This window comes from Aeromicrobium sp. Leaf289 (assembly GCF_001423335.1).
Taxonomy (GTDB): Bacteria; Actinomycetota; Actinomycetes; order Propionibacteriales; family Nocardioidaceae; genus Aeromicrobium.
Map to the genome: position 1 here is coordinate 201749 of NZ_LMNK01000004.1, position 24036 is coordinate 225784.

The 24036-nt window shown below is 71.6% G+C and carries 21 protein-coding genes; 20 read left to right on the top strand and 1 reads right to left on the bottom strand.

Annotated features, from left to right (window positions below; genetic code table 11):
- The first annotated feature begins 3 nt into the window (after positions 1-3).
- From murG to ASF37_RS13595, 9 genes are all read left to right on the top strand, one after another.
- The gene (gene murG / locus ASF37_RS13555) at positions 4-1089 is read left to right on the top strand and encodes an undecaprenyldiphospho-muramoylpentapeptide beta-N-acetylglucosaminyltransferase (RefSeq protein WP_055965757.1); all 1086 of its coding nucleotides are present in this window, start codon (positions 4-6) and stop codon (positions 1087-1089) included.
- Complete coding sequence (gene murC / locus ASF37_RS13560) at positions 1086-2525, top strand: UDP-N-acetylmuramate--L-alanine ligase (RefSeq protein ID WP_056555618.1); 1440 nt, start codon at positions 1086-1088, stop codon at positions 2523-2525. Before murG ends, murC begins: the two co-directional genes overlap by 4 nt.
- Positions 2522-3247 (top strand): cell division protein FtsQ/DivIB, encoded by a 726-nt coding sequence (locus ASF37_RS13565; protein ID WP_056555621.1) that lies wholly within the window; start codon positions 2522-2524, stop codon positions 3245-3247. Before murC ends, ASF37_RS13565 begins: the two co-directional genes overlap by 4 nt.
- A 201-nt stretch (positions 3248-3448) precedes the next feature.
- The gene (gene ftsZ, locus ASF37_RS13570; RefSeq protein ID WP_055965763.1) at positions 3449-4618 is read left to right on the top strand and encodes a cell division protein FtsZ; all 1170 of its coding nucleotides are present in this window, start codon (positions 3449-3451) and stop codon (positions 4616-4618) included.
- 32 nt (positions 4619-4650) lie between these two features.
- Entirely contained in the window at positions 4651-5352 is a 702-nt protein-coding gene (locus ASF37_RS13575) for a polyphenol oxidase family protein (RefSeq protein WP_056581203.1), read from the top strand.
- A gap of 19 nt (positions 5353-5371) precedes the next feature.
- A complete protein-coding gene (locus ASF37_RS13580) occupies positions 5372-6085 on the top strand; it encodes a YggS family pyridoxal phosphate-dependent enzyme (protein WP_056576363.1) in 714 nt (237 codons plus the stop codon).
- A gap of 62 nt (positions 6086-6147) precedes the next feature.
- Positions 6148-6642, top strand: a complete 495-nt coding sequence (locus tag ASF37_RS13585) for a cell division protein SepF (RefSeq protein ID WP_055965768.1) — start codon at positions 6148-6150, stop codon at positions 6640-6642.
- A 6-nt stretch (positions 6643-6648) separates the two neighbouring features.
- Positions 6649-6948 carry a YggT family protein gene (locus ASF37_RS13590; RefSeq protein WP_056581206.1) on the top strand — a complete coding sequence of 100 codons (300 nt, stop codon included), beginning with the start codon at positions 6649-6651 and terminating at the stop codon, positions 6946-6948.
- A gap of 113 nt (positions 6949-7061) precedes the next feature.
- Positions 7062-7871 carry a DivIVA domain-containing protein gene (locus ASF37_RS13595; protein WP_055965773.1) on the top strand — a complete coding sequence of 270 codons (810 nt, stop codon included), beginning with the start codon at positions 7062-7064 and terminating at the stop codon, positions 7869-7871.
- A gap of 1071 nt (positions 7872-8942) precedes the next feature.
- Here the strand turns inward: ASF37_RS13595 and ileS are convergent.
- A complete protein-coding gene (ileS, locus tag ASF37_RS13600; protein WP_056555630.1) occupies positions 8943-12173 on the bottom strand; it encodes an isoleucine--tRNA ligase in 3231 nt (1076 codons plus the stop codon).
- A 284-nt stretch (positions 12174-12457) separates the two neighbouring features.
- Between ileS and ASF37_RS13605 the strand changes: the two genes are divergently transcribed.
- The 11 genes from ASF37_RS13605 to ASF37_RS13655 all read left to right on the top strand — a co-directional run bounded on the left by ASF37_RS13605 (position 12458) and on the right by ASF37_RS13655 (position 23897).
- Positions 12458-12859 (top strand): TraR/DksA C4-type zinc finger protein, encoded by a 402-nt coding sequence (locus ASF37_RS13605; RefSeq protein ID WP_055965777.1) that lies wholly within the window; start codon positions 12458-12460, stop codon positions 12857-12859.
- Between the two features lie 46 nt (positions 12860-12905).
- Positions 12906-13481, top strand: coding sequence for a signal peptidase II (gene lspA / locus ASF37_RS13610; RefSeq protein WP_235497676.1), 576 nt, complete (start codon positions 12906-12908; stop codon positions 13479-13481).
- 65 nt (positions 13482-13546) lie between these two features.
- A complete protein-coding gene (locus tag ASF37_RS13615; protein ID WP_235500011.1) occupies positions 13547-14455 on the top strand; it encodes an RluA family pseudouridine synthase in 909 nt (302 codons plus the stop codon).
- Between the two features lie 12 nt (positions 14456-14467).
- Positions 14468-15016, top strand: a complete 549-nt coding sequence (locus ASF37_RS13620) for a YbaK/EbsC family protein (protein WP_055965781.1) — start codon at positions 14468-14470, stop codon at positions 15014-15016.
- A 46-nt stretch (positions 15017-15062) separates the two neighbouring features.
- Positions 15063-16289, top strand: coding sequence for a pyridoxal phosphate-dependent aminotransferase (locus ASF37_RS13625; RefSeq protein ID WP_055965783.1), 1227 nt, complete (start codon positions 15063-15065; stop codon positions 16287-16289).
- A gap of 4 nt (positions 16290-16293) precedes the next feature.
- Positions 16294-17316 (top strand): OmpA family protein, encoded by a 1023-nt coding sequence (locus ASF37_RS13630; protein WP_056581211.1) that lies wholly within the window; start codon positions 16294-16296, stop codon positions 17314-17316.
- Positions 17316-17777 carry a hypothetical protein gene (locus ASF37_RS17235; protein ID WP_056581214.1) on the top strand — a complete coding sequence of 154 codons (462 nt, stop codon included), beginning with the start codon at positions 17316-17318 and terminating at the stop codon, positions 17775-17777. Before ASF37_RS13630 ends, ASF37_RS17235 begins: the two co-directional genes overlap by 1 nt.
- Before the next feature lie 122 nt (positions 17778-17899).
- A complete protein-coding gene (locus ASF37_RS13640; protein WP_055966499.1) occupies positions 17900-18886 on the top strand; it encodes an ATP-binding cassette domain-containing protein in 987 nt (328 codons plus the stop codon).
- Entirely contained in the window at positions 18883-19686 is an 804-nt protein-coding gene (locus ASF37_RS13645) for an ABC transporter permease (RefSeq protein ID WP_055965787.1), read from the top strand. The genes ASF37_RS13640 and ASF37_RS13645 overlap by 4 nt, the downstream gene beginning before the upstream one ends.
- 138 nt (positions 19687-19824) lie before the next feature.
- Positions 19825-21126 (top strand): hypothetical protein, encoded by a 1302-nt coding sequence (locus tag ASF37_RS13650; protein WP_056581217.1) that lies wholly within the window; start codon positions 19825-19827, stop codon positions 21124-21126.
- Complete coding sequence (locus ASF37_RS13655; protein ID WP_056581220.1) at positions 21123-23897, top strand: YncE family protein; 2775 nt, start codon at positions 21123-21125, stop codon at positions 23895-23897. The genes ASF37_RS13650 and ASF37_RS13655 overlap by 4 nt, the downstream gene beginning before the upstream one ends.
- The last annotated feature ends 139 nt before the right edge of the window (positions 23898-24036 follow it).

Sequence of the window (24036 nt, forward strand, 5' to 3'; positions counted from 1 at the left end):
GCGGTGCGCGCCCTGCTCGCCGGCGGTGGCACCGCCGGCCACACCTCGCCCCTGCTCGCCACGGCGGCCGTCCTGCGCGACGAGGGCGTGGACGTCACCTGCCTCGGCACCCCTCGTGGTCTGGAGACCACGCTCATCCCGGAGGCCGGGTTCCCGCTCGAGCTGGTGCCTCCGGTGCCGCTGCCCCGACGTCCCGGGATCGCCATGCTCCGGGTGCCCGGCCGTCTCCGCGCCGCCGTCGCCCAGACGCAGGACGTCTTCGAGCGCGTCAAGCCGCACGTGGTCGTGGGGTTCGGCGGCTACGTGTCGGTGCCGGCCTACCTCGTGGCCCGGCGGATGCGCATCCCCCTGGTGGTGCACGAGGGCAACGCCAAGCCCGGCATCGCCAACCGGCTCGGAGCGCGCTTCACGACGCACGTGGCCACCAGCTTCCCCGACACGCCGCTGCGGCACGGGCGCTACGTCGGCCTGCCGATCCGGCGCCAGATCTCCGGGCTCGACCGCGCGGCCTCGCGTGCGGAGGGCCGCGCGCACTTCGGGCTCGACCCGGACCGTCCGACCCTCCTCGTCACGGGCGGCTCGCAGGGTGCCCGACGCATCAACCACGCGGTCAGCGGAGCTGCGCGTGACCTCGCCGAGGCCGGCATCCAGGTGCTGCACGCCGCGGGTCGTCCCGACGAGGTGGTGCTCGACCGTCCGGCAGGCGCACCGCCCTACGTGGTGGAGCAGTACATCGACCGGATCGACCTCGCCTACGCCGCGGCCGACCTCGTGGTGTGCCGCGCGGGCGCCAACACGGTCACCGAGGTCGCGGCCGTGGGCCTTCCCGCGGCGTTCGTCCCGCTGCCGATCGGCAACGGGGAGCAGGCGCTCAACGCCCACCCCGTGGTCCAGGCCGGGGGCGGGCTGCTGATCGACGACGAGGCCATGACGCCGTCGTGGGTCGACCACGTGGTCGTCCCGCTCGTGCAGGACACGGAGCGCCTGGCCGCGATGTCGGCGGCCGCGCGCGACCTCGTGCCGCGCGACGCCGACGTCCGCCTCGCCCGCATGGTGGTCGCCGCGGCCGGACGGCAGCTGGGCCGATGAAGGTCCCCTTTCCCGACTCCGTGCCCGGACCCGACGGGCTGGGCCGCGTGCACCTGGTCGGCATCGGCGGCGCCGGGCTCTCGGCGATCGCCCGTCTCATGGCGCAGCAGGGGGTGTCGGTCAGCGGCAGCGACGCCGCCGACACCGACGTCGTCCGGGCCCTGCGGTCGGAGGGCATCACCGTGCACGTCGGTCACGCGGCCGAGCACGTGGCGGGCGTCGACACCGTGATCGTCTCGACCGCGGTCCGCGAGGACAACCCCGAGGTCGTCGCCGCCCGCGCGGCCGGCGCGCGCCTCTGGCCCCGGTCGGCCGGGCTGCGCTCGGTGATGTCCGGCCGTCGGACCGTCGCCGTGGCGGGCACCCACGGCAAGACCACCACCACCGCGATGCTGACGTGCGCCATGGTGGGCGCGGGCGCCGAGCCGTCCTTCGCGATCGGCGCCGAGGTCGCGAGCCTCGGCACGAACGCCCGGCTCGGCGCGGGACACCTCCTCGTCGCCGAGGCCGACGAGAGCGACGGCGCCTTCCTGCACTACGAGCCCGCCGTGGCCGTCGTGACCAACGTCGACGCCGACCACCTCGACACGTGGGGCACCGAGGAGGCCTACGCCGCCGCCTTCGACGAGTTCGTCGGCACCGTCGCGGAACTGCTCGTCGTGGGCGCCGACGACCCCGGCGCCGCCGCCCTCGTCGCGGTCGGGCGGGCTCGCGGCCTCGACGTGGTGACCACCGGAATCGACCCGTCGACGCAGGTCCCCGACCACCCCGACGACGAGCTGAGGGCCCGCGACGTCCGTGTCGTCGAGGGCGCCACCACCTTCCTCGTCGACGGCATGGGCCTGTCCGGCCTGCCGGTGCAGCTGGCCGTGCCCGGTGCGCACTACGCCCAGGACGCCCTGCTGGCCCTGGCTGTCGGCCTGCGCCTCGGACACCCGGCCGACGCCCTCGTGGCCGGCCTGGCCACGTACGGGGGAGCCCGACGCCGCATGGAGCGCCTCGGCGCCGTCGACGGCGTCACGGTCTACGACTCGTACGCGCACCATCCCACCGAGATCCGCGCCGACCTGGCGGCCGCACGGTCGCTCGCCGGGGACGGTCGCCTCGTCGTCGTCTACCAGCCGCACCTGGTGAGCCGCACCCGTCGCTACGGCGCCGAGATGGGGCAGGCCCTGTCGTCCGCCGATCGCGTGGTGGTGGCCGACCTGTACCTCGCGCGGGAGGATCCCGATCCCGCCGTCACGGCCGCGCTCGTGGTCGACGCCGTCCACGGACCGCCGGCGTCGGCCGGTGGACCGGTGGAGTCGGTGCACGCGGCGCTCCTGCCCGAGCTGGGCGACGGCGACCTCGTGCTCACCCTCGGGGCCGGCGACGTCACCACGGTCGGACCGCGCATCCTCGAGGGTCTGCGGACCCGCGAGGCGTCGGGAGCATGAGCGAGGAACGGTTCGCCCTCCGGCGCCGACAGGACCGCCGTCGGCGCCTGCTGCGCTGGCTGGGGGGAGTGCTGGGCGTCGCCGCCGTCGTCGGGCTCGTGTGGGTGATCTGGTTCTCGGACCTGCTCGGTGTCCGCACCGTGCAGGTCGAGGGGCTCAGCACGTTGAAGCCGGAACAGGTGCGCACCGCGGCCGACCTGACCCCCGGTACCCCGCTCGCGCGGGTCGACACGTCCGCCGCTGCGGCCCGCGTGGCCAGGCTCGAACGCGTCGAGCACGTCGAGGTCGAGCGCAGCTGGCCGCGCACCGTCACGGTGGTCGTCACCGAGCGGACAGCGGTGGCCTGGACGAGGGTCGACGGCCGGATCCGGGCCCTCGACCGGTTCGGCGTGGACTTCCGGACCCTGTCGAAGGAGCCGAAGGGACTGGTGGAGGTCGCCACGACCGCCACGGAACCACGGCAGCGCCAGCTGGCGCTCGTGGCCGCGGCGTCGGTGGTCTCCCGACTCAGGGCCGACGCGCCCTCCCTCATGGAGCTCGTGCAGTCGGTCGACGCGCCGAGCCGTGACGCCGTCACCCTGGACCTGACGAAGGGCCGCACGGTCACGTGGGGGAGCGCGGCCAAGCCGGAGCAGAAGGTCCGGGTCCTCGAGGCCCTGCTGCGGATCGACGCGACCGGGTACGACGTGAGCGCGCCCGAGCAGCCGACCACGCGCCAGTAAGTCCGGCCGTCGGCCTCGGGAGGGGACACGGACGGCAACGAACCGGCGACACGCGGCGTGTCTGCGAGGTGGCCGTCGCGGTCGCGCGTAGCGTGAGCGTCAGACAGCAGGTTGACATAACTATAACCCTGTCGTTCACGTTAAGACTTACAACCTCACCGGCTCCACAGCTCGGCTCACCTCTCCTGAAAGGCATCGCACATGGCGGTCCAGAACTACCTCGCCGTGATCAAGGTCGTCGGCATCGGCGGCGGCGGCGTGAACGCCGTGAACAGGATGATCGAGGTCGGCCTCAAGGGCGTCGAGTTCATCGCGATCAACACCGACGCGCAGGCGCTGCTCATGAGCGACGCCGACGTCAAGCTCGACGTCGGCCGTGACTCGACCCGCGGACTCGGCGCCGGCGCCAACCCTGACATTGGCAAGCGCGCCGCCGAGGACCACGCGGAGGAGATCGAGGCGGCCATCAAGGGCGCCGACATGGTCTTCGTCACCGCGGGCGAGGGCGGCGGAACCGGCACCGGTGGTGCGCCGGTCGTCGCCCGCATCGCGCGCTCCCTCGGTGCCCTGACGATCGGCGTCGTCACGCGCCCGTTCACCTTCGAGGGCCGCAACCGCTCCGGGCAGGCCGACGCCGGCATCCAGGCGCTGCGCGAGGAGGTCGACACCCTCATCGTCATCCCGAACGACCGGCTGCTGTCGATCAGCGACCCCAACGTGAGCCTGCTGGACTCGTTCCGCCAGGCCGACCAGGTGCTGCACCAGGGCGTCTCGGGCATCACCGACCTGATCACCACGCCGGGCCTGATCAACCTCGACTTCGCCGACGTCAAGTCCGTCATGTCCGACGCGGGCTCGGCCCTCATGGGCATCGGCTCGGCGCGCGGTGAGCAGCGCGCGGCGGTCGCCGCCGAGATGGCCGTCTCCAGCCCGCTGCTCGAGGCGTCGATCGAGGGGGCCCGTGGGGTCCTGCTCTCGATCGCCGGCGGCTCCGACCTCGGCCTGTTCGAGATCAACGAGGCGGCCGGCCTGGTCGCCGACGCCGTGGACCCCGAGGCCAACATCATCTTCGGTGCCGTCATCGACGACGCCCTGGGCGACGAGGTCCGGGTGACCGTGATCGCGGCCGGGTTCGACGGCGGCGAGCCGAAGTCGCGCGACTCCTCCCAGCCGGCGCTGCTCAAGGAGCAGGGTGCCCAGGAGCAGGCCGCCACGCCTCCTCCCACGGCCGAGACCTACACCGGCGGCAAGTACTCCGCGTCCACGCAGGCCGACCCGGTGCCGTCGGGCGACCCCCGCTCCGTGCCGGCCCGCGAGCCGCGCGAGGTGCCCTACGGTGACGACCTCGACATCCCGGACTTCCTGCGCTGAGCAGGTCGGACGCGGGCGGTAGCGTCGACGACGTGTTCTTCCACCGCGACGACCTGGGGTGGGCCGAGATCGGCTTCACCGATGCCTCGACCGACCTGGGGCGCACGGACGACCCCGAGCACGTCGCCACGCGTCGTCGGGTGGCCGAGGCGCTGTGGAACGACGCGGGGTCTGACGAGACGCTTGCCGTCGCCTCGATGCGGCAGGTGCATGGGGCGGACGTCGGCCGGGTGACGCACCGAGGGTCGGGCTCGCAGACCGCCGACGCGCTCGTGACGCATGACTTCGACGTGGCGCTGGTGGTCCGGGTCGCCGACTGCACCCCGGTCGTGCTGGCGCACCGGGCGGAGCCCCTGGTCGGCGTCGTGCACGCCGGGCGTGAGGGCCTCGTCCGGGGAGTCGTCCCAGCGGCGGTGGCTGCTATGGACCCGGGGCACGCGCACCTCCTCCACGCCTGGGTGGGCCCACGCGCCTGTGGACGCTGCTACGAGCTGCCGGAGGACATGGCCGACGCCGTCGAGTCCGCCGTGCCCGGCACCCGGTCCACCACGTCGTGGGGGACACCCGCGGTCGACGTCGGAGCCGGCGTGGTCTCCCAGCTGCGGGCGCTCGGCGTGACCGTGCACGACATCGGCCGCGACGCGTGCACGATCGAGGACGACCGCTTCTGGTCCCACCGCCGTCAGGGTGACCGGGCAGGCCGCATGGGCGCCGTCGTCGTCCTGCGCCACTGATCGAGGAAGAGGGAGTGCCATGAGCCGTCACGACGAGCTGGCCGCCAACCTGGCCGAGGTGCGCGAGCGGGTCCACGCCGCGTGCGCCGCTGCCGGCCGTGCGCCGGAGGAGGTGACCACGATCGTGGTCACCAAGACCTACCCGGCCTCCGACGTCGCGCTGCTGGCCGAGCTCGGTGTCACCGACGTGGGGGAGAACCGTCATCCCGAGGCCGGCGACAAGCGGGCCGAGCTCGACGACCTCCTCGCCGACGGCGTCACCGCGCCACGCCTGCACTTCGTCGGGGGCCTGCAGACCAACAAGGCCGGGGCGGTCGCGCGCTACGCGGACGTGGTGCAGAGCGTCGACCGGGCCAAGCTGGCCCGATCCCTGTCCCGTGGGGCCGAGGCGGCCGAGCGTGACCTCGAGGTGCTGCTCCAGGTCGACTTCGACCTCGCCGACCCCGGCCGCTCCGGCACGGCGCCCGCCGACGTGGCGGCCCTGGCCGACCTGGTGGCGGAGCTGCCCCGGTTGAGCCTGCGTGGGCTGATGACCGTCGCGCCCCTCGGCGTGCCGCCGCGGCCGGTGTTCGAGCAGCTGCGTGAGCTCGGTGACACGGTGCGCGCGACCCACCCGGGCGCGGACGTCGTGTCGGCCGGCATGAGCGGTGACTTCGAGGACGCCGTCGCCGCGGGCGCGACACACCTGCGAATCGGGCGCGCGGTCCTGGGGGAGAGGGCAACTCTCCGGTAATCTCACCAGTGTCGTTCACGACACTTCGACCACCCCGCTCACCTGCAAACCACGGAGACATCATGGCTGGCGCAATGCGAAAAGTCGGCGAGTACCTCGGCCTGGTCGAGCAGGCCGAGTACGACGAGTTCGACGACGAGCCCACCGGACCGATCGCCGTCCGTCGCGACGACGAGCGCAGCGCCGCCGTCGTGCGCACCCCCGAGCGTCGGGCCCAGGTCGCGTCGATCGACGAGCACCGCCGCGCGCCCCGCGCCGTCGAGCCGGCGCCGTCGATGCTCGCGCGCATCGAGACGGTCACGCCGCGCACGTACAACGACGCCCGCACCGTGGGCGACCATTACCGGTCCGGCGTGCCGGTCATCATGAACCTCTCCGAGATCGACGACGACGACGCCAAGCGCCTGGTCGACTTCGCCGCCGGCCTCGTCTTTGCCGTGCATGGCACGATCAACCGTGTCACCGCCAAGGTCTTCCTGCTGTCGCCCGAGAACATCGAGGTGACCGACGAGGACAAGCAGCGCATCGCTGCGGGCGGGTTCTACAACCACGGCTAGGGAGACATGGCACTGAACTCCATCGGGCAGGTCATCTCGTTCGTCCTGCTCGTCTGCATCCTCGTGCTGCTCGCGCGGTTCATCTTGGACTGGGTCCAGCTGTTGGCCCGGTCCTGGCGCCCCAGCGGCGTCGTGGCCGTCCTCTGCGAGGGCATCTACACCGTCACCGACCCGCCGCTGCGCGTGGTGCGTGGCGTGATCCCGCCCATCCGTCTGGGTGGCGCGGCGCTGGACCTCTCGCCGATGATCCTGCTGGTCGTGATCTACATCCTGCAGGCGGTCGTCAACCGCACCATGGTGCAGTGACGCGCCGGTGGATCCCGTTCGACTGGGACGGGTGTGGCAGCAGTGAACGGTGACCGAGTACGGTGGGTCAGAACCACAGATCTTGCGACGAAACCACGACACGAGGTGAACTCATGCCCCTGACGCCAGAGGACGTGCGCAACAAGCGCTTCACTCCGGTACGTCTCCGCGAGGGTTACGACATGGGCGAGGTGGACCAGTTCCTCGACGAGGTCGAAGCCGAGCTGGAGCGACTCACCGTCGAGAACGAGGAGCTGCGCGCCAAGGTCGCCGCTGCCTCGACCGGCGAGCCCACCGGCCTGATCCCGGCGATCAAGCCCGAGCCGACGCCGCAGCCCGTGGCCGCCGAGCCCGAGCCCGAGCCGACTCCCGAGCCCGAGCCGGAGCCGGTCGTCGAGAAGAAGCCCGAGCCCGAGCCGGAGCCCACTCCCGCGCCCGTCGTGGCCGCTGCGCCCGCGCGCAACAGCATGGGTGATGCATCCTCGGCTGCGGCCCGACTGCTGGAGATCGCGTCCAACAACGCGGACCAGCTGATGGACCAGGCCAAGGAGGAGGCCGACCGCATCGTCGGTGAGGCCCGCACCAAGGCCGAGCGCCTGACGAACGAGTCGCGCGGCAAGGCCGACCGGCTCGAGACCGACGCCCGCATCCGCGCCCAGAAGCTCGACGACGAGACCAACGAGCGTCGCCAGCAGGCCGTCGCGGCCATCGAGCGGGAGCGCTACGAGCTCCAGCGCGAGGTCGAGCACCTGCGGGCTTACGAGCGTGAGTACCGGGCCCGGCTCAAGAACTACTTCCAGAGCCAGCTCGACCAGCTCGCGGCCAACGAGAACACCCCGGCCCCGGCGCAGAACCAGAACGACGGCTCGCCCCGTCGTCTGCGCTCGCTGCTCGGCGACGAGGACAGCAACGCCTCGCTCTGAGTACCAGCCACCACGCAGGGCCCGCCACCGTCACGGTGGCGGGCCCTCGTGCGTCGCCGGGTCGGTGGCGAGGCTAGGTGTCGTCGGCCTGCGCGTCGCTTGCTGCTCGGGGTGCGGCCCTGCGGCTACGTCGCCCCGGGGTGGGTCTTCGTTCACTGCTGCGTCGCTGTCGGTGGGCCTTCACCCGCTGCACCGCTGTGGGTGGGTCTTCCCGTGCCGCTGCGTTGCTGTGACCCCGAGGCGGGTCGTTCTCCGAAAGGGCCTCGACCGGAGCAGGACGCCGGGGTCGGGCGAGCTCGCGGGGCGCGGCCACGATTCTCCATCTGTGCGGGATCCGCGCACGGTTCTTCCTTCGCGTGGACCGTGCCTCGCGAAGGAAGAATCGTGGCGACGAAAAGGAGCCCGTAGGGGCAGTGATTCTCCCTTCTCGTGGACCGTCCCACGCAGAGGGAGAATCCCTGCCCACCCGCCTCGCCGTAGCCCCCGCCGGACGCAGGATTCTGCGTTCGCGTGCAGAACCCCGAACGATGCTGCGTTGGTGACGGGATCCGGACACGAACGCAGCATCCTTCGACCCCTCACGCACGAACGCAGAACCTTGCGTCACCGGGAGNCCCCCGCCGGACGCAGGATTCTGCGTTCGCGTGCAGAACCCCGAACGATGCTGCGTTGGTGACGGGATCCGGACACGAACGCAGCATCCTTCGACCCCTCACGCACGAACGCAGAACCTTGCGTCACCGGGAGGCGCGCCCCGAGAGCCCGGCCGAGCCGCCGGTCGAGGCCCTTTCGGAGAGCAGGTCCACTCGCAGCCACAGCGACGCAGCCGCAAGGCACGACCCACCCGGAGCAGCGCAGCAGCAACGCACGACCGGTCCACAGCGACGCAGCAACAAGGAACGCCCCCCACCCCCAGCGACGCAGCAGCAAGGAACGACCGGCCCGGAGCAGCGCAGCAGCACGGGAACCTCGCTCCAGCACGGATAGCAAGCCGTGCAGACGCGGGAAAGCCGTGCGGTGCGGGAGATTCCCAGGTCGACCTGGGAATCTCCCGCACCCTCGCGGGGAGGGTCAGGCCTTCGTGACCGCGACGCGGGCGGTCGCGCCGGTGACGTCGATCGGCGTGCCGTCGGGCAGGTCGCCCAGCGAGACCGAGGTCGCCAGGGTCTCGCCCGCGACGAGCGCCTCGTGGGTGCGGACCGCGGCCAGCACGGCGTCGTCGCCGTCCAGGTGGAGCGTGATGCGGTCGGAGACCGACAGGCCGGCGTCGCGCCGGGCCTGCTGCACGCCGCGCACGACGTCGCGCGCCAGGCCCTCGGCCTCCAGCTCCGGCGTCACCGTGGTGTCCAGCGCCACGAAGCCGCCGCCCGGAAGCACCGCGATCTCCGTGCCACCGGACGACCCGGCCACCTGCTCGAGCGTGTACTCGCCCTCCTGCAGCTCGATGCCGCCGGACGTGACGGTGCCGTCGTCGGCGACCGACCAGTCGTCGGTCTTCGACCCGCGGATCGCGTGCTGGACGTCCTTGCCCAACCGGGGTCCGGCCGCGCGGGCGTGCACGGTCAGCCGCGACGTGAGCCCGTGTGCGGCCGCCTCGTCGGAGTCGGCCGCGATCAGCCGCACGTGCTTCACGTTGAGCTCGCGGGCCACCACGTCCTCGAAGCCCTCGAGGGCGCCGGGATCGGGCACAGCCACCTCGAGCGACGCGAGCGGGAGCCGCACACGCAGGGCCGAGGCCTTGCGCAGCGCCGAACCGGTCGAGCAGACGGCGCGGACCTGGTCCATCGCGTCGACGAGGGCGTCGTCGCGCACGTAGGCGTCGGCGTCGGGCCAGTCGGTGAGGTGCACCGACCGTCCACCGGTGAGACCGCGCCAGATCTCTTCCGTCGTCAGGGGGAGCAGGGGGGCGACCACCCGGCAGACGGTCTCCAGGACCGTGTGCAGCGTGTCGAACGGTGCCCGCTGCTCGGCCGTGAGCTCCGCACCGGCGTCGGACAGCCAGAAGCGCTCCCGCGAGCGTCGGATGTACCAGTTCGTGAGCACGTCGAGGAACTCGCGCGTCGACTCGCAGGCCTCCGCGATCGCGTAGTCGTCGAGCTGGGTCGTCATGTCGCGCACCCACCGGCCCAGCTTGGCCAGCACGTAGCGGTCGAGCGGGTCGCTCGGCGCCGACGTGAGCGGCTGCCCCTCGTAGCCGGCGGCGTTGGCGTAGAGGCCGAGGAACGCCCAGCTGTTCCAGAGCGGGATCATCACCTGGCGGACGCAGTCGCGGATGCCCTGCTCGGTGACCACGAGGTTGCCACCCCGCAGGATCGGCGACGCCATGAGGAACCAGCGCATCGCGTCGGCGCCGTCGCGGTCGAAGACCTCCGAGACGTCGGGGTAGTTGCGCAGGGACTTGCTCATCTTGTTGCCGTCGGACCCGAGCACGATGCCGTGGCTGACGCACGCCTCGAACGCGGGACGGTCGAACAGTGCCGTGGCCAGAACGTGCAGCGTGTAGAACCAGCCGCGCGTCTGGCCGATGTACTCGACGATGAAGTCGGCGGGGAAGTGGTCCTCGAACCAGTCCCCGTTCTCGAACGGGTAGTGCACCTGGGCGAACGACATGGAGCCCGAGTCGAACCAGACGTCGAGCACGTCGGGCACGCGACGCATCATCGACCGGCCGGTCGGGTCGTCGGGGTTCGGGCGCACCAGGTCGTCCACGTACGGCCGGTGGAGGTCGGGGACGCCGTCCTTCATCGGGAGCGTGCCGAAGTCCCGCTCCAGCTCCTCGAACGAGCCGTAGACGTCGAGCCGCGGGTAGGCGGGGTCGTCGCTCTTCCACACGGGCACGGGGGAGCCCCAGAAGCGGTTGCGCGTGATCGACCAGTCGCGCGCGTTCTCGAGCCACTTGCCGAACTGGCCGTCGCGGATGTGGTCGGGGACCCAACGGATCTGCTGGTTCAGCTCGACCATGCGGTCCTTGAACGCCGTGACCTGCACGAACCACGACTCCACGCCCTTGTAGATGAGGGGCTCGCGGCAGCGCCAGCAGTGCGGGTAGGAGTGGTCGTACGTCTCGCGACGCAGCAGGATCGTGCCCGGGGAGACCGAGCCGGTGCCGTTCTTCAGGTCGTCGATGACGTGCGGGTTCGCGTCGAAGACCTGCATGCCCTCGTAGTCGGTGACCGGCACGGTGAACCGGCCGTCCTTGCCCACGGGCATGACGGCCACGATGCCCTCGCGGTCGGTGACCTCCTTGTCGACCTCGCCGAACGCGCCGGCGCTGTGCACGAGGCCGGTGCCGTCGGTGGTGGTCACGGCGTCGTCGGCGGCCACGACGCGGAACGCGTTCTCGTGACCGACGAAGTAGCTGAACGGCGGGGTGTACGACAGCCCGAGGAGGTCGGCGCCGGTGCCGCGCCAGACCACGGTGGGCTCGTCACCGAGCTCGCGGGCGTAGGCGCCCAGGCGTGCCTCGGCGAGCACCAGTCGAGTGCCCTCGTGCTCGACCGCGACGTAGTCGATGCCGGTGCCGACCATGACGGCCAGGTTGCTCGGCAGGGTCCAGGGCGTCGTGGTCCAGATCATCAGCCGCGCGCCGGCCAGGGGGCCGTCGCCGGTGATCTCGAAGCCGACGGTGACCGCCGGGTCCTGGCGGTTCTGGTAGACGTCGTCGTCCATGCGCAGCTCGTGGTTGGACAGGGGCGTCTCGTCGTTCCAGCAGTAGGGCAGCACGCGGAAGTCCTCGTACACGAGGCCCTTGTCGTGCAGCTGCTTGAACGCCCAGATGACCGACTCCATGTACTCCGGGTTGAGCGTGCGGTAGTCGTTCTCGAAGTCCACCCACCGGGCCTGGCGGGTCACGTACTCCTCCCACTCGCCGGTGTACTTCAGCACCGAGGCGCGGCAGGCCTCGTTGAACCGGTCGATGCCCATCTCGACGATCTCGTCGGTCGTCTTGATGCCGTTGAGGCGCATGGCCTCGAGCTCGGCGGGCAGGCCGTGCGTGTCCCAGCCGAACCGGCGCTCGACCTTGCGGCCCCGCATGGTCTGGTAGCGCGGGACCACGTCCTTGACGTAGCCGGTCAGCAGGTGGCCGTAGTGCGGGAGCCCGTTGGCGAACGGGGGACCGTCGTAGAAGACGAACTCGTTCGAGCCGTCGGCGCCGCCGTCGCGGGCCTCGACGCTCGCCCGGAAGGTGCCGTCGCTCTTCCAGTACGCGAGGACGCGCTCCTCGATCTCGGGGAAGCGAGGGGTGGAGGGGACGGCGGTCGCGGGCTGGTCGGTGCCCGTCTGAGCCTTCGGGTAGGTCATGGCGGCTGCTCCTCGGTGGTCTGCTCTGCTCGAGGACGACCCTGGAAGGACCGCGGTACCACCTCGGTTGCCACCCCCGGACCTGCCGGCTGCGACCACTCGTCGAACGGCTGTGACGGGCCACCCGTCCGGTTCTACTGAGGGCCCGCGAGGGACCCCGTTCTTCCGGAAGCTCGCCGCTGATGACGGCTCGAACGCTGTGCCTGACAGGGTACCCCGCAGGCGGGGGAGCCGGGGCACAGGGCGAAGTTGTGCGGTGGACCTGCCGGGTCTACTGTCTGGCCATGCCCAAGACCACCCTGGCCGTGCGGGCGGACGAAGATCCGTGGACCGCCGACGAGACCGCGGCCATCCGCGTCGAGCTGGAGGACGACCTCCTCCGCCTGCGCAAGGAGCTCGACCTCTCCGCCAAGGAGCTGCAGGACCTGTTGCGGGACGGCGTCGACGGTGCCGGCAACGACCAGGCCGACGTCGGCTCCAACAGCCTCGAGCGTGACGCCGAGATGTCCCTGGCCGCCAACCAGCGCGAGCTGCTGCTGCAGACCGAGAAGGCCCTCGACCGGCTCGGCAAGGGCACCTACGGCGTGTGCGAGGTGTGCGGCGAGGCGATCGGCAAGATGCGTCTGCAGGCCTTCCCCCGCGCCACGCTGTGCAAGGAGTGCAAGCAGCGCGAGGAGCGTCGCTGAGCCGAGCCCGGCTCGTGTGGTGGCACGTGGGACGATGACCCACGACATGCCTGAATCCTCCGACGCGGTCCCCGAGTCCTCCGACGCGACGCCCGAGCCCTCCAGCGCCGTGCCCGCGCCCCGCCGCCGGGTCCTCCCGCTGTTCCTCGCCGCCGTGGCGGTCGCCTGGGTCGTCGATCAGGTCACCAAGGTCCTGGCCGTCGAGCGGCTGGCCGACCGAGACGAGCCGATCCGGCTCCTGCCCGACGTCCTCGAGCTGACCTTCCTGCGCAACCCCGGTGCCGCCTTCGGCATGGGCGCGTCCATGACGGTCGTCCTCAGCATCGTGTCGGTCGTGGTGTGCGTCGTGGTGGTGCGCATGGCCGCCCGCCTGCGCGACCGGGTCTGGACCGTGGGCCTCGTGCTGCTGCTGGCCGGTGCGCTCGGCAACCTCACCGACCGCATCCTCCGCGAGCCCGGCCCCTTCCGGGGCCACGTGGTCGACTTCATCGACTACGGCGGGTTCTTCGTGGGCAACGTGGCCGACATCTACCTCACCGTCGCCGCGGTCCTCGTCGTCGTGCGCACCTGGCAGGGCGTCGGCCTCGACGGCGCACGCACCGACCCGAAGGAGCGCGCGTGAGCGACACCGAGCACGGCCAGGACCCCAGCCAGCACCCGAGCCAGCACCCGAGCCAGCACCGCGTCATCTCCGTGCCCGAGGGCCTCGCAGGTGAGCGCGTCGACACGGCGCTCGCGCGTCTGCTGGGTCTCTCGCGCACCCGGGCGAGCGAGCTCGTGGCCGACGGGCTCGTGCTCCTCGACGGCCAGGTGCCCCAGAAGTCCGAGCGCGTCGAGCCCGGCGCCATGCTCGAGGCCACCATCCCGGCTCCGCGGACCGCCACCGTCGTGGCCGAGGTCGTGGAGGGCATGAGCATCGTCTTCCAGGACGACGACATCGTCGTCGTCGACAAGCCGGTCGGCGTGGCTGCACACCCCAGCGTCGGCTGGGAGGGCCCGACCGTGGTCGGGCACCTCGCGGGTGCGGGCGTGCGGATCTCGACGTCGGGCGCACCGGAGCGGCAGGGCATCGTGCAGCGGCTCGACGTCGGCACGAGCGGGCTCATGACGATCGCCAAGTCCGAGCGGGCCTACACGGTGCTCAAGCAGGCGTTCCGCGACCGGACCGTCGAGAAGACCTACCACGCGCTCGTCCAAGGCCACCCCGACCCGCACACCGGCACCATCGACGCCCCCATCGCGCGTCACCCCCGGCACGACTTCAAGTTCACGGTGCGCGCGGACGGCCGTCCGAGCATCACCCACTACGACACGCTCGAGGCGCACCGCTTCGCCTCGCTCCTGACGATCAAGCTCGAGACCGGTCGCACCCACCAGATCCGCGTGCACATGAGCGCGCTGCACCACCCGTGCGTCGGTGACCTGCAGTACGGCGCCGATCCGACGCTCGCCGCCCGGGTCGGGCTGGACCGCCAGTGGCTGCACGCCAAGCACCTCGGATTCGTCCACCCCACGACGGGGGAGCGCGTCGACTTCGAGAGCCCCTACCCCGCGGACCTCGCGCAGGCCCTCGACGTCGTCCGCAGTGCTGACTGACGAGCGCCGCCGATGAGGTACTGGCTCGCGGGAGCCCTCGAGGCGAGGCCGCTGGCCGACGAACCCGACCTGGCCGGCCCGTCGGTGGTGGCCGCCCTGGCCGCGGCCGGTCTCGACCGCGAGGTCGGCGTGGTGGCGATCGATCCCGCGCTGTCGGACACCGCCGCCAACCAGGAGGCGTACGGCGTGCCGCCGGAGGCGCTCGCGAACTGCGTGGTGGTGGGCGGACGTCGTGACGGGCAGGAGCGGGTCGCCGCGTGCGTCGTCCTGGCGTCCACCCGCGCCGACGTGAACGGCGTGGTCAAGCGCGTGCTCGACGTGCGCAAGGCGTCGTTCCTGCCCCACGAGGACGCGGTCGAGCGCACCGGGATGGAGCACGGAGGCATCACCCCCTTCGGCCTGCCGGACGGCTGGCGGGTGCTCGTCGACGCCGCCGTCGTCGCGCAGCCGGTGCTCGTCATGGGTTCGGGTGTCCGGGCGTCCAAGCTGCTCCTGGACGGCTCGGTCCTGGCCCGTGTGCCGGGGGTCGAGGTCGTCGACGGCCTCGGTCGCCGCGCCTGAGCCACGTCGTGGCCGGGGAGCCCGACCGGTCTGGGAAGATGAGCGCATGTCCAGCCAGCGCGTGCGCCAGTCCGAGAAGCTGAGGGATGTCCTCTACGACATCCGCGGACCCGTCAGTGCCCGTGCCGCCGCCCTCGAGGCCGAGGGCCACCGCATCCTCAAGCTGAACATCGGCAACCCCCAGCCCTTCGGCTTCGACGCACCCGCCGAGATCCTCCAGGACGTCATCGCCGCCCTGCCCGGCTCGGCCGGCTACTCCGACTCCCGCGGCATCCAGTCCGCTCGTCGGGCGGTCGTGCACCACTACCAGCTCGTCGACGACTTCCCGGCGATCGACATCGACGACGTGTGGATCGGCAACGGGGTCTCCGAGCTCATCCAGATGGCGCTGCAGGCGCTGCTGGACAACGGCGACGAGGTCCTCATCCCGATCCCCGACTACCCGTTGTGGACCGCGGTCACGAACCTGGCCGGAGGGACGCCGGTCCACTACCGCTGCGACGAGCAGAACGAGTGGAACCCCGACCTCGAGGACCTCGAGTCCAAGATCACCGACCGCACGAAGGTGATCGTCGTCATCAACCCCAACAACCCGACGGGTGCGGTGTACTCGCGGGAGACGCTCGCGGGCATCGCCGACCTCGCCCGCCGGCACGGCCTGGTCCTCATGGCCGACGAGATCTACGACAAGATCCTCTACGACGACGCCCAGCACCACTCCCTGGCCGGGATCGCCCCCGACGTGCTCACCCTCACCTTCAACGGCCTGTCGAAGGCGTACCGGGTGTGCGGCTACCGGGCGGCGTGGCTCGTGGTCACCGGGCCGCTGGAGGGCGCTCGCGACTACCTCGAGGGCATCACCCTCCTGGCGTCGATGCGGCTGTGCCCGAACGTGCCTGCGCAGAACGCGATCCAGGTGGCGCTCGGCGGCTACCAGAGCATCAAGGACCTGGTGCTCCCCGGTGGGCGCCTGGTCGAGCAGCGCGACACGGCCGTCGCGGAGCTGGAGAAGATCCCCGGCGTCTCCGTCGTGCGGCCCAAGGGTGCGCTCTACGTGTTCCCGAGGCTCGACCCCGAGGTGCACCCCATCAAGGACGACCAGCAGCTCGTCCTCGACCTGCTGCTGGCCGAGAAGATCCTGCTCACGCAGGGCACCGGGTTCAACTGGCCCGAGCCCGACCACCTGCGCATCGTCACGCTGCCCTGGGCCGCGGACCTCAGCGACGCGATCCAGCGACTCGGGAACTTCCTCAGCAGCTATCGACAGGACTGACGGGGTGGACCCCGGGACACGCACGACGGCGACGTGGGCGGTGGCCGGCGCGCTGGTCGTCGTGGTGGTGAGCGGTGCGGTCGTCGGCACCCGCGACGTCGGCCGGGCGCTCACGCCCCAGGTCGAGCAGGCCGTGCGGTCGACGGCTCCCGACCAGGTCGGCGTCGAGGTCACGGGTCGCGAGGTCCGCATCGACCCGTGGTCGGCGTCGGACGCGGTGGTGCAGCGGACCGTCGACGCCGTCGAGGACGTGCCAGGGGTGCGCTCGGTGGAGGTGCGTCCGATCGACGTGGGCACGTCGCCGCGGCCGACGTCGACCGCGGAGGACATCGACCTCGCCCTCGAGGTGTCGCCCACCGGGGTGGCGTTCTCCAGCGCGGTCCCCAGCAAGGCCCTGGCCGACGAGATCGGTCGGCGGGTGGCCAGGGTGCGCGGCGTGCCGGTGGCGGTCGACCTGGCCGTGGACACCACGCTCGCGAGGCCGCGCTGGTGGCCGGCGCTCGGTGCGGTGCTCGACGACACCGCCCAGGTCGACGACCTGCGACTGACGATCCGCGACGGCGTGCTCGAGGTCGAGGGGACGACGGCTGCCCCGACGACGCGGGCCCGGGTCGCGGCCGCCCTGGAAGAGCAGCAGGCGGTCGACGACGTGCGGGTCTCGCTCACGGCCGGGGCCACGCGTCTCGGTCGGCGGCAGGCCCAGGTCCTCGAGGGCACACGGATCACCTTCGGGATCGGGAGCGACGTGCTCGGCCCACGAGGTCGCGCCGACCTGGACCGCGTCGCCGCGGTGATGGCACGCACGGACGTCTCGCTCGACGTGCTCGGTCACGCCGGGCCCGCCGACCCCGAGCGGGGTGACTCGCTCGCCGCCGACCGGGCGGCCGTGGTGTGTGCCTACCTCGTGGCGCGTGGCGTCCCGGCCGGTCGCCTCGTCTCCACCGCGATCGGCTCGGGCGACGATCGAGGCATCGACCCCTGGTCGGCGCTGTACCGTCGGGTCGACTTCCGAGTGGAGGAACGCTGATGTCCGTGTACACCGCAGGCGAGATCGTCGTGTGGCTGGTGCTCGCCGCCGCTCTCGGCGTCGCGCTGGGCTGGCTGCTCGGCTCGCGCCGGGGCGCCGCTCGCGGCACCGGGACGGGGTCGACCACGTCCACGGACCGCTGGACCGTCCCCGGACCCGAGACGCGGTACGGCTCGTCGGACCCGGTCCGGCCGCGGCCGGCCGCCCAGCCGGATCGAGAGCCGGATCGAGAGCCGGAACGTCCCGCCCCGGGCTCGGTGGGCCCCTTCCGCGGCTCGGCCCTGCCCGGACCCGGGGGTGGGTCGCCCGGCCCCGGCTACGAGGTGAAGGCGAACGTCGACTCCCTGACCTACTACCTCCCCGGGTCGCCGGCGCACGCCCGCGTGACCGCGGACGTCTGGTTCAAGGACGCCGAGGCGGCGCGCACGGCGGGCTTCCGCCCACCGCCCTCGCAGGGCTGACCGGTCCGTGGGGCCAGGTGCTCCGCGATCCGCGACCTTCGGCTGATGCGTTCTGTCCGTGGCTCACGGCATGATCGTCCCAGCGGTCTTCCAGTTCGGAGGACCACCAGGAAGGTGTGCTCATGGCCGACATGATCCGGGCGACCGGTCTCGTCAAGCGCTACAAGGGGGTCGAGGCGCTGTCGGGGCTCGACCTCGCGGTGCCGGAAGGCACCGTCCTCGGCCTCCTCGGGCCGAACGGTGCCGGCAAGACCACGGCGGTCCGCATCCTCGCCACCCTGCTGAAGGCCGACGGCGGCACGGCCGAGGTCGCGGGCATCGACGTCGCGAAGGACCCCGACGGGGTCAAGGCCCGCATCGGGCTCTCGGGGCAGTACGCCGCGGTCGACGAGTACCTCACCGGCTTCGAGAACCTCGACATGATCGGCCGGCTCTACGGACTCGGGCGCTCCGCGTCGCGGACCCGGGCACGTGAGCTGCTCGAGCGCTTCGACCTCGCGGAGGCGGGGGACCGGCCCTCCAAGACCTACTCCGGCGGCATGCGACGTCGGCTTGACCTCGCGGGCGCCCTCGTCGCCGCGCCGCCGGTGCTCATCCTCGACGAGCCCACCACCGGGCTCGACGTGCGGGCCCGCCAGCAGATGTGGGGCGTCATCCAGGAGCTGGTCGACTCCGGCGCCACCCTGCTGCTGACCACGCAGTACCTGGAGGAGGCCGACCTGCTGGCCGACGACATCGTGGTGATCGACTCCGGTCGCGCCATCGCGAGGGGCACCGCCGACGAGCTCAAGTCCCGTACCGGCGGCGAGCGTGTCGAGATCGTGGTCGCCGACCCCGCCCACCGTGACACCGCCGCCAGGATCCTGGCCGGCGTCGCCATCGGCGACGTCCAGGTCGACGCCAACGGCCGCGGGGTGGCCGCACCCGTCACCGACGGCGCCCGGCAGCTGGCGGTGGTCCTGCAGGGCCTGCAGGACGAGCACGTCGCCGTGGTCGACATCGGGCTGCGGCGGCCGACGCTCGACGACGTGTTCCTCAGCCTGACCGGGCACGCCGCCGAGCGCGAGTCCGCCACCGAGACCGACGAGCAGGAAGAGGCATCCGCATGAGCGCCGCCCGGGTCGCGAGCGACGGCTGGGTCGTCGCCAAGCGCAACGTCATCAAGATCAAGCGAGTCCCCGAGATCCTGGTCTTCGTCCTGATCTCGCCCATCATGTTCGTGCTGCTGTTCGCCTTCGTCTTCGGCAACGCCATCGACGCGGGGGAGGGCCTCAACTACCGCGAGTTCCTCATCGGCGGCATCTTCGCCCAGACCGTGGTGTTCGGTGCCACCTTCACCGGGGCCGGCCTGGCCGAGGACATGCAGAAGGGCATCATCGACCGCTTCCGCTCGCTGCCCATGTCCAGCTCCGCGGTGCTGGTGGGGCGGACGACGTCGGACATCATCTACAACGTCCTCTCGCTGATCATCATGGCGCTCACCGGGCTGCTGGTGGGCTGGCGGGCGCGCGAGGGTGTCCTCGACATGCTCGCGGGCTTCCTCCTGCTGCTGCTGTTCGCCTACGCCGTCAGCTGGATCATGGGCTACATCGGCCTGCTGGTGCCCAGCGTCGAGGTCATCAACAACGCCTCGTTCATCGTCATCATGCCGCTGACGTTCGTCTCCAACGCGTTCGTGCCCACGGAGAGCTTCAACTCCTTCCTGCGGCCGTTCGTGGAGTGGAACCCGGTCTCGGCCGTCACCCAGGCGTGCCGCGAGCTGTTCGGCAACACCAGCGCCTCGGTGCCCGTGCCCGACGCCTGGTCGATGCAGCACCCGGTGCTGTACACGCTCATCTGGGTGGTGCTGATCCTCGCCGTCTTCGTCCCCCTCTCGATCCGCCAGTACAACATCGCCGGCTCCCGCTGACGGCCACTGCTCGCACGGAGCAGCCCGCCCCGAGGTGGGCGTCCTGCCGACGTCGCGCGGATCCTGCCGATGTGGCCCGGGCCGGGTTCGTCGGCGGTTACCATCGGTCGGCACGTCACCACCACGTCGGGGAGAAGCATGAACGCGTTGGATCGTCGGACCCTCCTGCTCGGATCGGCGGGGCTCCTGGTCGCGTCGTGCTCCTCCGGGGGCTCCTCGCCCGGCACGGAGGCGACGAAGGGCCCGAAGATCCACCGCCCGAACGCCGGGAACGCGGTCACCCAGGACGACGTCGCCGCGCTGCGCGACCAGCTGAACACCGCCTTCGGCACGGGCGACGTCGAGAAGCTCCTGCAGGTGATCAAGGGGGACGACTACTCCCTCGACGACGTGCGTGCGCGCTGGAGCCGGCGCTTCGAGAACTTCGGCCGGCTCGGCTTCATCGACGGCGAGTGGTACGTGGGCGTGCCGGGCGGGCGCACCCGCAACGGTGCCGGCGGCATCGTCGAGTACGACGGCGACCTCGTCTTCGCCCACCAGGTCCGCGGCGCCGACGGCCAGCAGGTGGTCGAGACCTACCGGGCCAGCTTCCGCAAGGCGGACGAGAAGTCCCCGCTGGAGCTGCTGAGGATCGGCGAGCCGGAGGAGAGCTACGACCCGTCCTTCTGGGACGTCGCCGACATCGACGCGATCGAGACCAAGCACACCTACCTCGCCTTCCGCTCGAAGGACGCGGCCACCGCCAAGCGCATCTCCGGCACGATCGAGGCCGGCGCCAAGCGCGCCTTCGACCTGATGCCACGGCCGAAGGGCGTCGACAAGATCTTCTACGCGCTCACCTGGCCGAAGATCGACGGGAAGCTGTGGGGCGGCGTGGCCGTGGGCGACGCGGACGCCCACGCCTACTACCACCCGTTCCTGGACCCCGAGGAGCTCGCCAAGGGCCAGAAGAAGACGACCTCGGCGAAGGGACTGCCCAAGGGCACCGGCCGGGTCGGCATGCACCAGTCGTCGCTGACCCGCTCCGACTTCGAGGGCGTGGCCTGCCACGAGGCGGTGCACGTGCTGGCGAACCAGTGGATCACGCCCGGCGCCAAGGCCACCTGGGCCGCCGAGGGGCTGGCCACGTGGGCCGACAACGGGACATCGGGGCTGCTGGGCCGGGACGGAGGCCGGATCCGCGGACACTTCGGCCGGTTCGTCGACATCGCCGCCAAGGGCGCCGAGGGGTTCTACGACAAGAACCAGGAGGTCCGGTACAACAACTACGTCTCTGCCGCGGCCGTCTTCGCCTACCTCGAGTCCGAGCGTGGCCGCTCGTCGGTATTCGACCAGGCCGAGTACTACTACGGCAACCCCGGCCAGGAGGGCTACGAGGGCAAGCTCGACGGGCGCACCCGCGACCTGTTCGACGACACGAGGAAGTGGCTGAACGCATGACGAGGCTCGGGGGATCCCGCTGGACCGTCCGACGGACGTGGGTGGGCCTGGCGTGCAGCGCGCTGCTGCTGGCCGGGTGCACCGGCGGTGAGGACGAGGAGAAGAAGGCCTCGCTCCCGCTGCCCGACAAGCCGCCTGCCGCGGCCGGGCCGGCCACGGGTCCCGCCCTCGAGGCGAAGGCGCTGTTCGCCGCGGCCGACGACCTCGAGGAGCAGGTCGGCTCGCTCGACACCGCGCTCGTCGAGCGTCGCTCCGGTGCGTTCATCAGCGGGTCCACCGCGGTCGGCTACTCCGTCGACGACATCTCCGGCTACGACCTGGAGTCCGGCGACCAGCTCTGGACCGCGAAGCTCGACCTCAAGGGCGGCTCGGTCTGCTTCGTGTCCCAGCCGGACCGGGCCGTGAAGCGGTTCACGGTGGTCTACGGCGACGGCACGTACTGCGCGTCCGTCGCGACCGTCCGCGTGGCCGACGGCAAGGTCCTCTCGAACATGGCCGAGCAGGACCTGGGGGCGACCTTCGAGGGCGAACCGGCGGGTGGAGCGTTCGAGAACCTCCTCACCGTCGACGGCAAGGACTACCTCATCGACATGCGCGGGGTCGTGTGGCGCGCGACCGCGAAGGAGCCCGAGCCCATCGCCCGGCTGAAGGACGACTCCTACTTCGACCTCTTCCCGTCCGCCGACGGGACGCTGCTCGTCGGGTCGCGCCTGAGCGACCCCGAGTGCAACGTCGACGCCTACGAGCTGCCCTCGTTCGAGCCGGTCTGGACCACCCCGGGCGCCACCGCCTTCCCGGACCAGGGGGCCGACTGCGTGGTCTCCCTCTCGCCGGGGGACCCGACCTGGGCCATGCAGCAGATCGGCTCGACGTACCACATGACCAAGCTCGACCCTGCGAGCGGCGAGCCCCTCGGCAGCGCCGAGGCGCCCACCTCACCGCCGGAGAAGCCGCTGGAGGAGGGCACGTTCGACCTCGCGAGCGCCGCCAACCAGTTCGACCGCTCCCTCGCGGTCGGGAAGAAGGGCGAGATGATCTTCGCCCAGGCCCGTGGGCTGTCGCGCTACTCCCTGGAGACGAAGAAGCAGACGTGGGAGCTCGACCTGACGCAGCTGGAGCAGGCGTCCGACGAGCGGTTCCCGCTGCGGACCGTGCTGCCCCAGGGCCTCACCGCCGACGGGTACCTCGTGGCGACCGTCAGCAACGACACGACCACCGAGGTCATCGCCGTCGACGCCGCCAAGGGGACCCTCGTCGGCCGGTGGCCCCTGCCGGAGGAGTACGCGAACGGCTTCCAGGTGGAGCCCGGAGCGACCCTCTACGAGGACGGGCTCGTGCTCACCCGCAACTTCGAGTCCTGGCAGCGGACCTTCGACGGCGTCGGCGAGCTGGAGGCGCCGGAGGGCGACCTCTTCGACATCGGGGTCTTCACGTTCCCCGAGCCCGGCGAGGAGGTCGCACCGCAGGACCGTCCCGTGCCCACCGCCGGCCCGATCGACGTCGACGCCGAGCCGCTGGCCTCCATCGAGGCCGACGACCCCGACGCCACGTCGTCCGTCGGCGCCGTCTACACCGGCTCCGCGGTCGTCACCTACGTGGGCAACCGCCTGCAGGCCTACGACACGAACGGCAAGAAGACCTGGAAGGGCACCCTCGGCGACGACCCCGAGGCCCGGGTCTGCGCGGCGTCCGATCCCGACCGCAAGGCCACCTCGATCCTGCTCTCGTACCGCGAGGGCGACCGCTGCACGGGACTGATGAGGGTCGGCTCGGGCAAGGGCAAGCAGGTCGAGGTCGACGTGCCGGCGGCCAAGAAGTCCGTCGGGCGGATCGTCACCCACGACGGCACCGACTTCGTGATCGCCGAGGACGACACGATCAACCGCGTCGACGGCGACCGGCTCGTGGAGGTCGCCGACCTCGGGCTCACGCCGTACTACTGGCAGCGCACCCCGGAGGACCCGTCGCTCGTCGTCGTCTCCGCGAAGGACGCCAAGGGTGGTGACTGGACCGTGCAGGCCTTCCGGGCCCCGACGTTCGAGAAGGTCTGGTCCGCCAAGGCGTCCGCCCTGTTCGGCAAGAAGCCCGACGCCGACAACACCGTCTCCCCGTTCAGCGGGAACGGACTCTGGGTCGGCGTGACGTTCGGCACCTACACGGGCCCGGAGTCGAAGCTGTCGGACTCCCTCGTGAAGCTCGACCCGGCCACGGGCAAGGTCGTCGCCAAGACCGGCACGAAGGAGCGGGCGTACGGCGAGCCCGACCTCACGAAGCTCGACCTGACGAGCGCCGTCGTGGGTGGCTACGCCTCGGTCGGCTTCGAGGACGGGTCGGTGGTGATGACGCAGAACGGCGGCATCGTCCGGTACTCCCTCGAGGACGAGGAGATGCTCTGGACCGTCGACACCTCCTCGATCGAGACCTCGATGGAGAAGGCACGCCGCGGCACCTACCTGTCCGAGGACCTGCAGCTCACCGACGGCGGACGCTCGGTGCTCGTCACGTTGTCGAACGAGGTGAGCACCGAGCTCATGACGATCGACGCGAGGAGCGGGAAGATCACCGGTCGGTGGAAGCTCGGGGCCGACGCCCGCAACGGGCTGCAGGTCTCGCCCGACGTGACCCCGTGGAAGGGCGGCGTGGCCCTCACCCGCAACGACTACTCGTGGTCGTCGACGTACGGACCGGACGCCCCGAACGACCCGCCGAAGGGACCGGTGCTCGACGTGGGCCTGTTCGCCCTCGACAAGCCCGCCGCCCCCAAGGACTGATCGTGCCCGGGCCGCCTCGGCGGCCCGGGCGGCCCGCGTGCCTCGGCCGATGCGTCGGGAGGGTCACGTAGGCTGAGGTCCTTCCCCTCCTCCGCCCCTCGGGGCCGTCCGTCCGCCATGTCTGGAGGCGCATCACCCG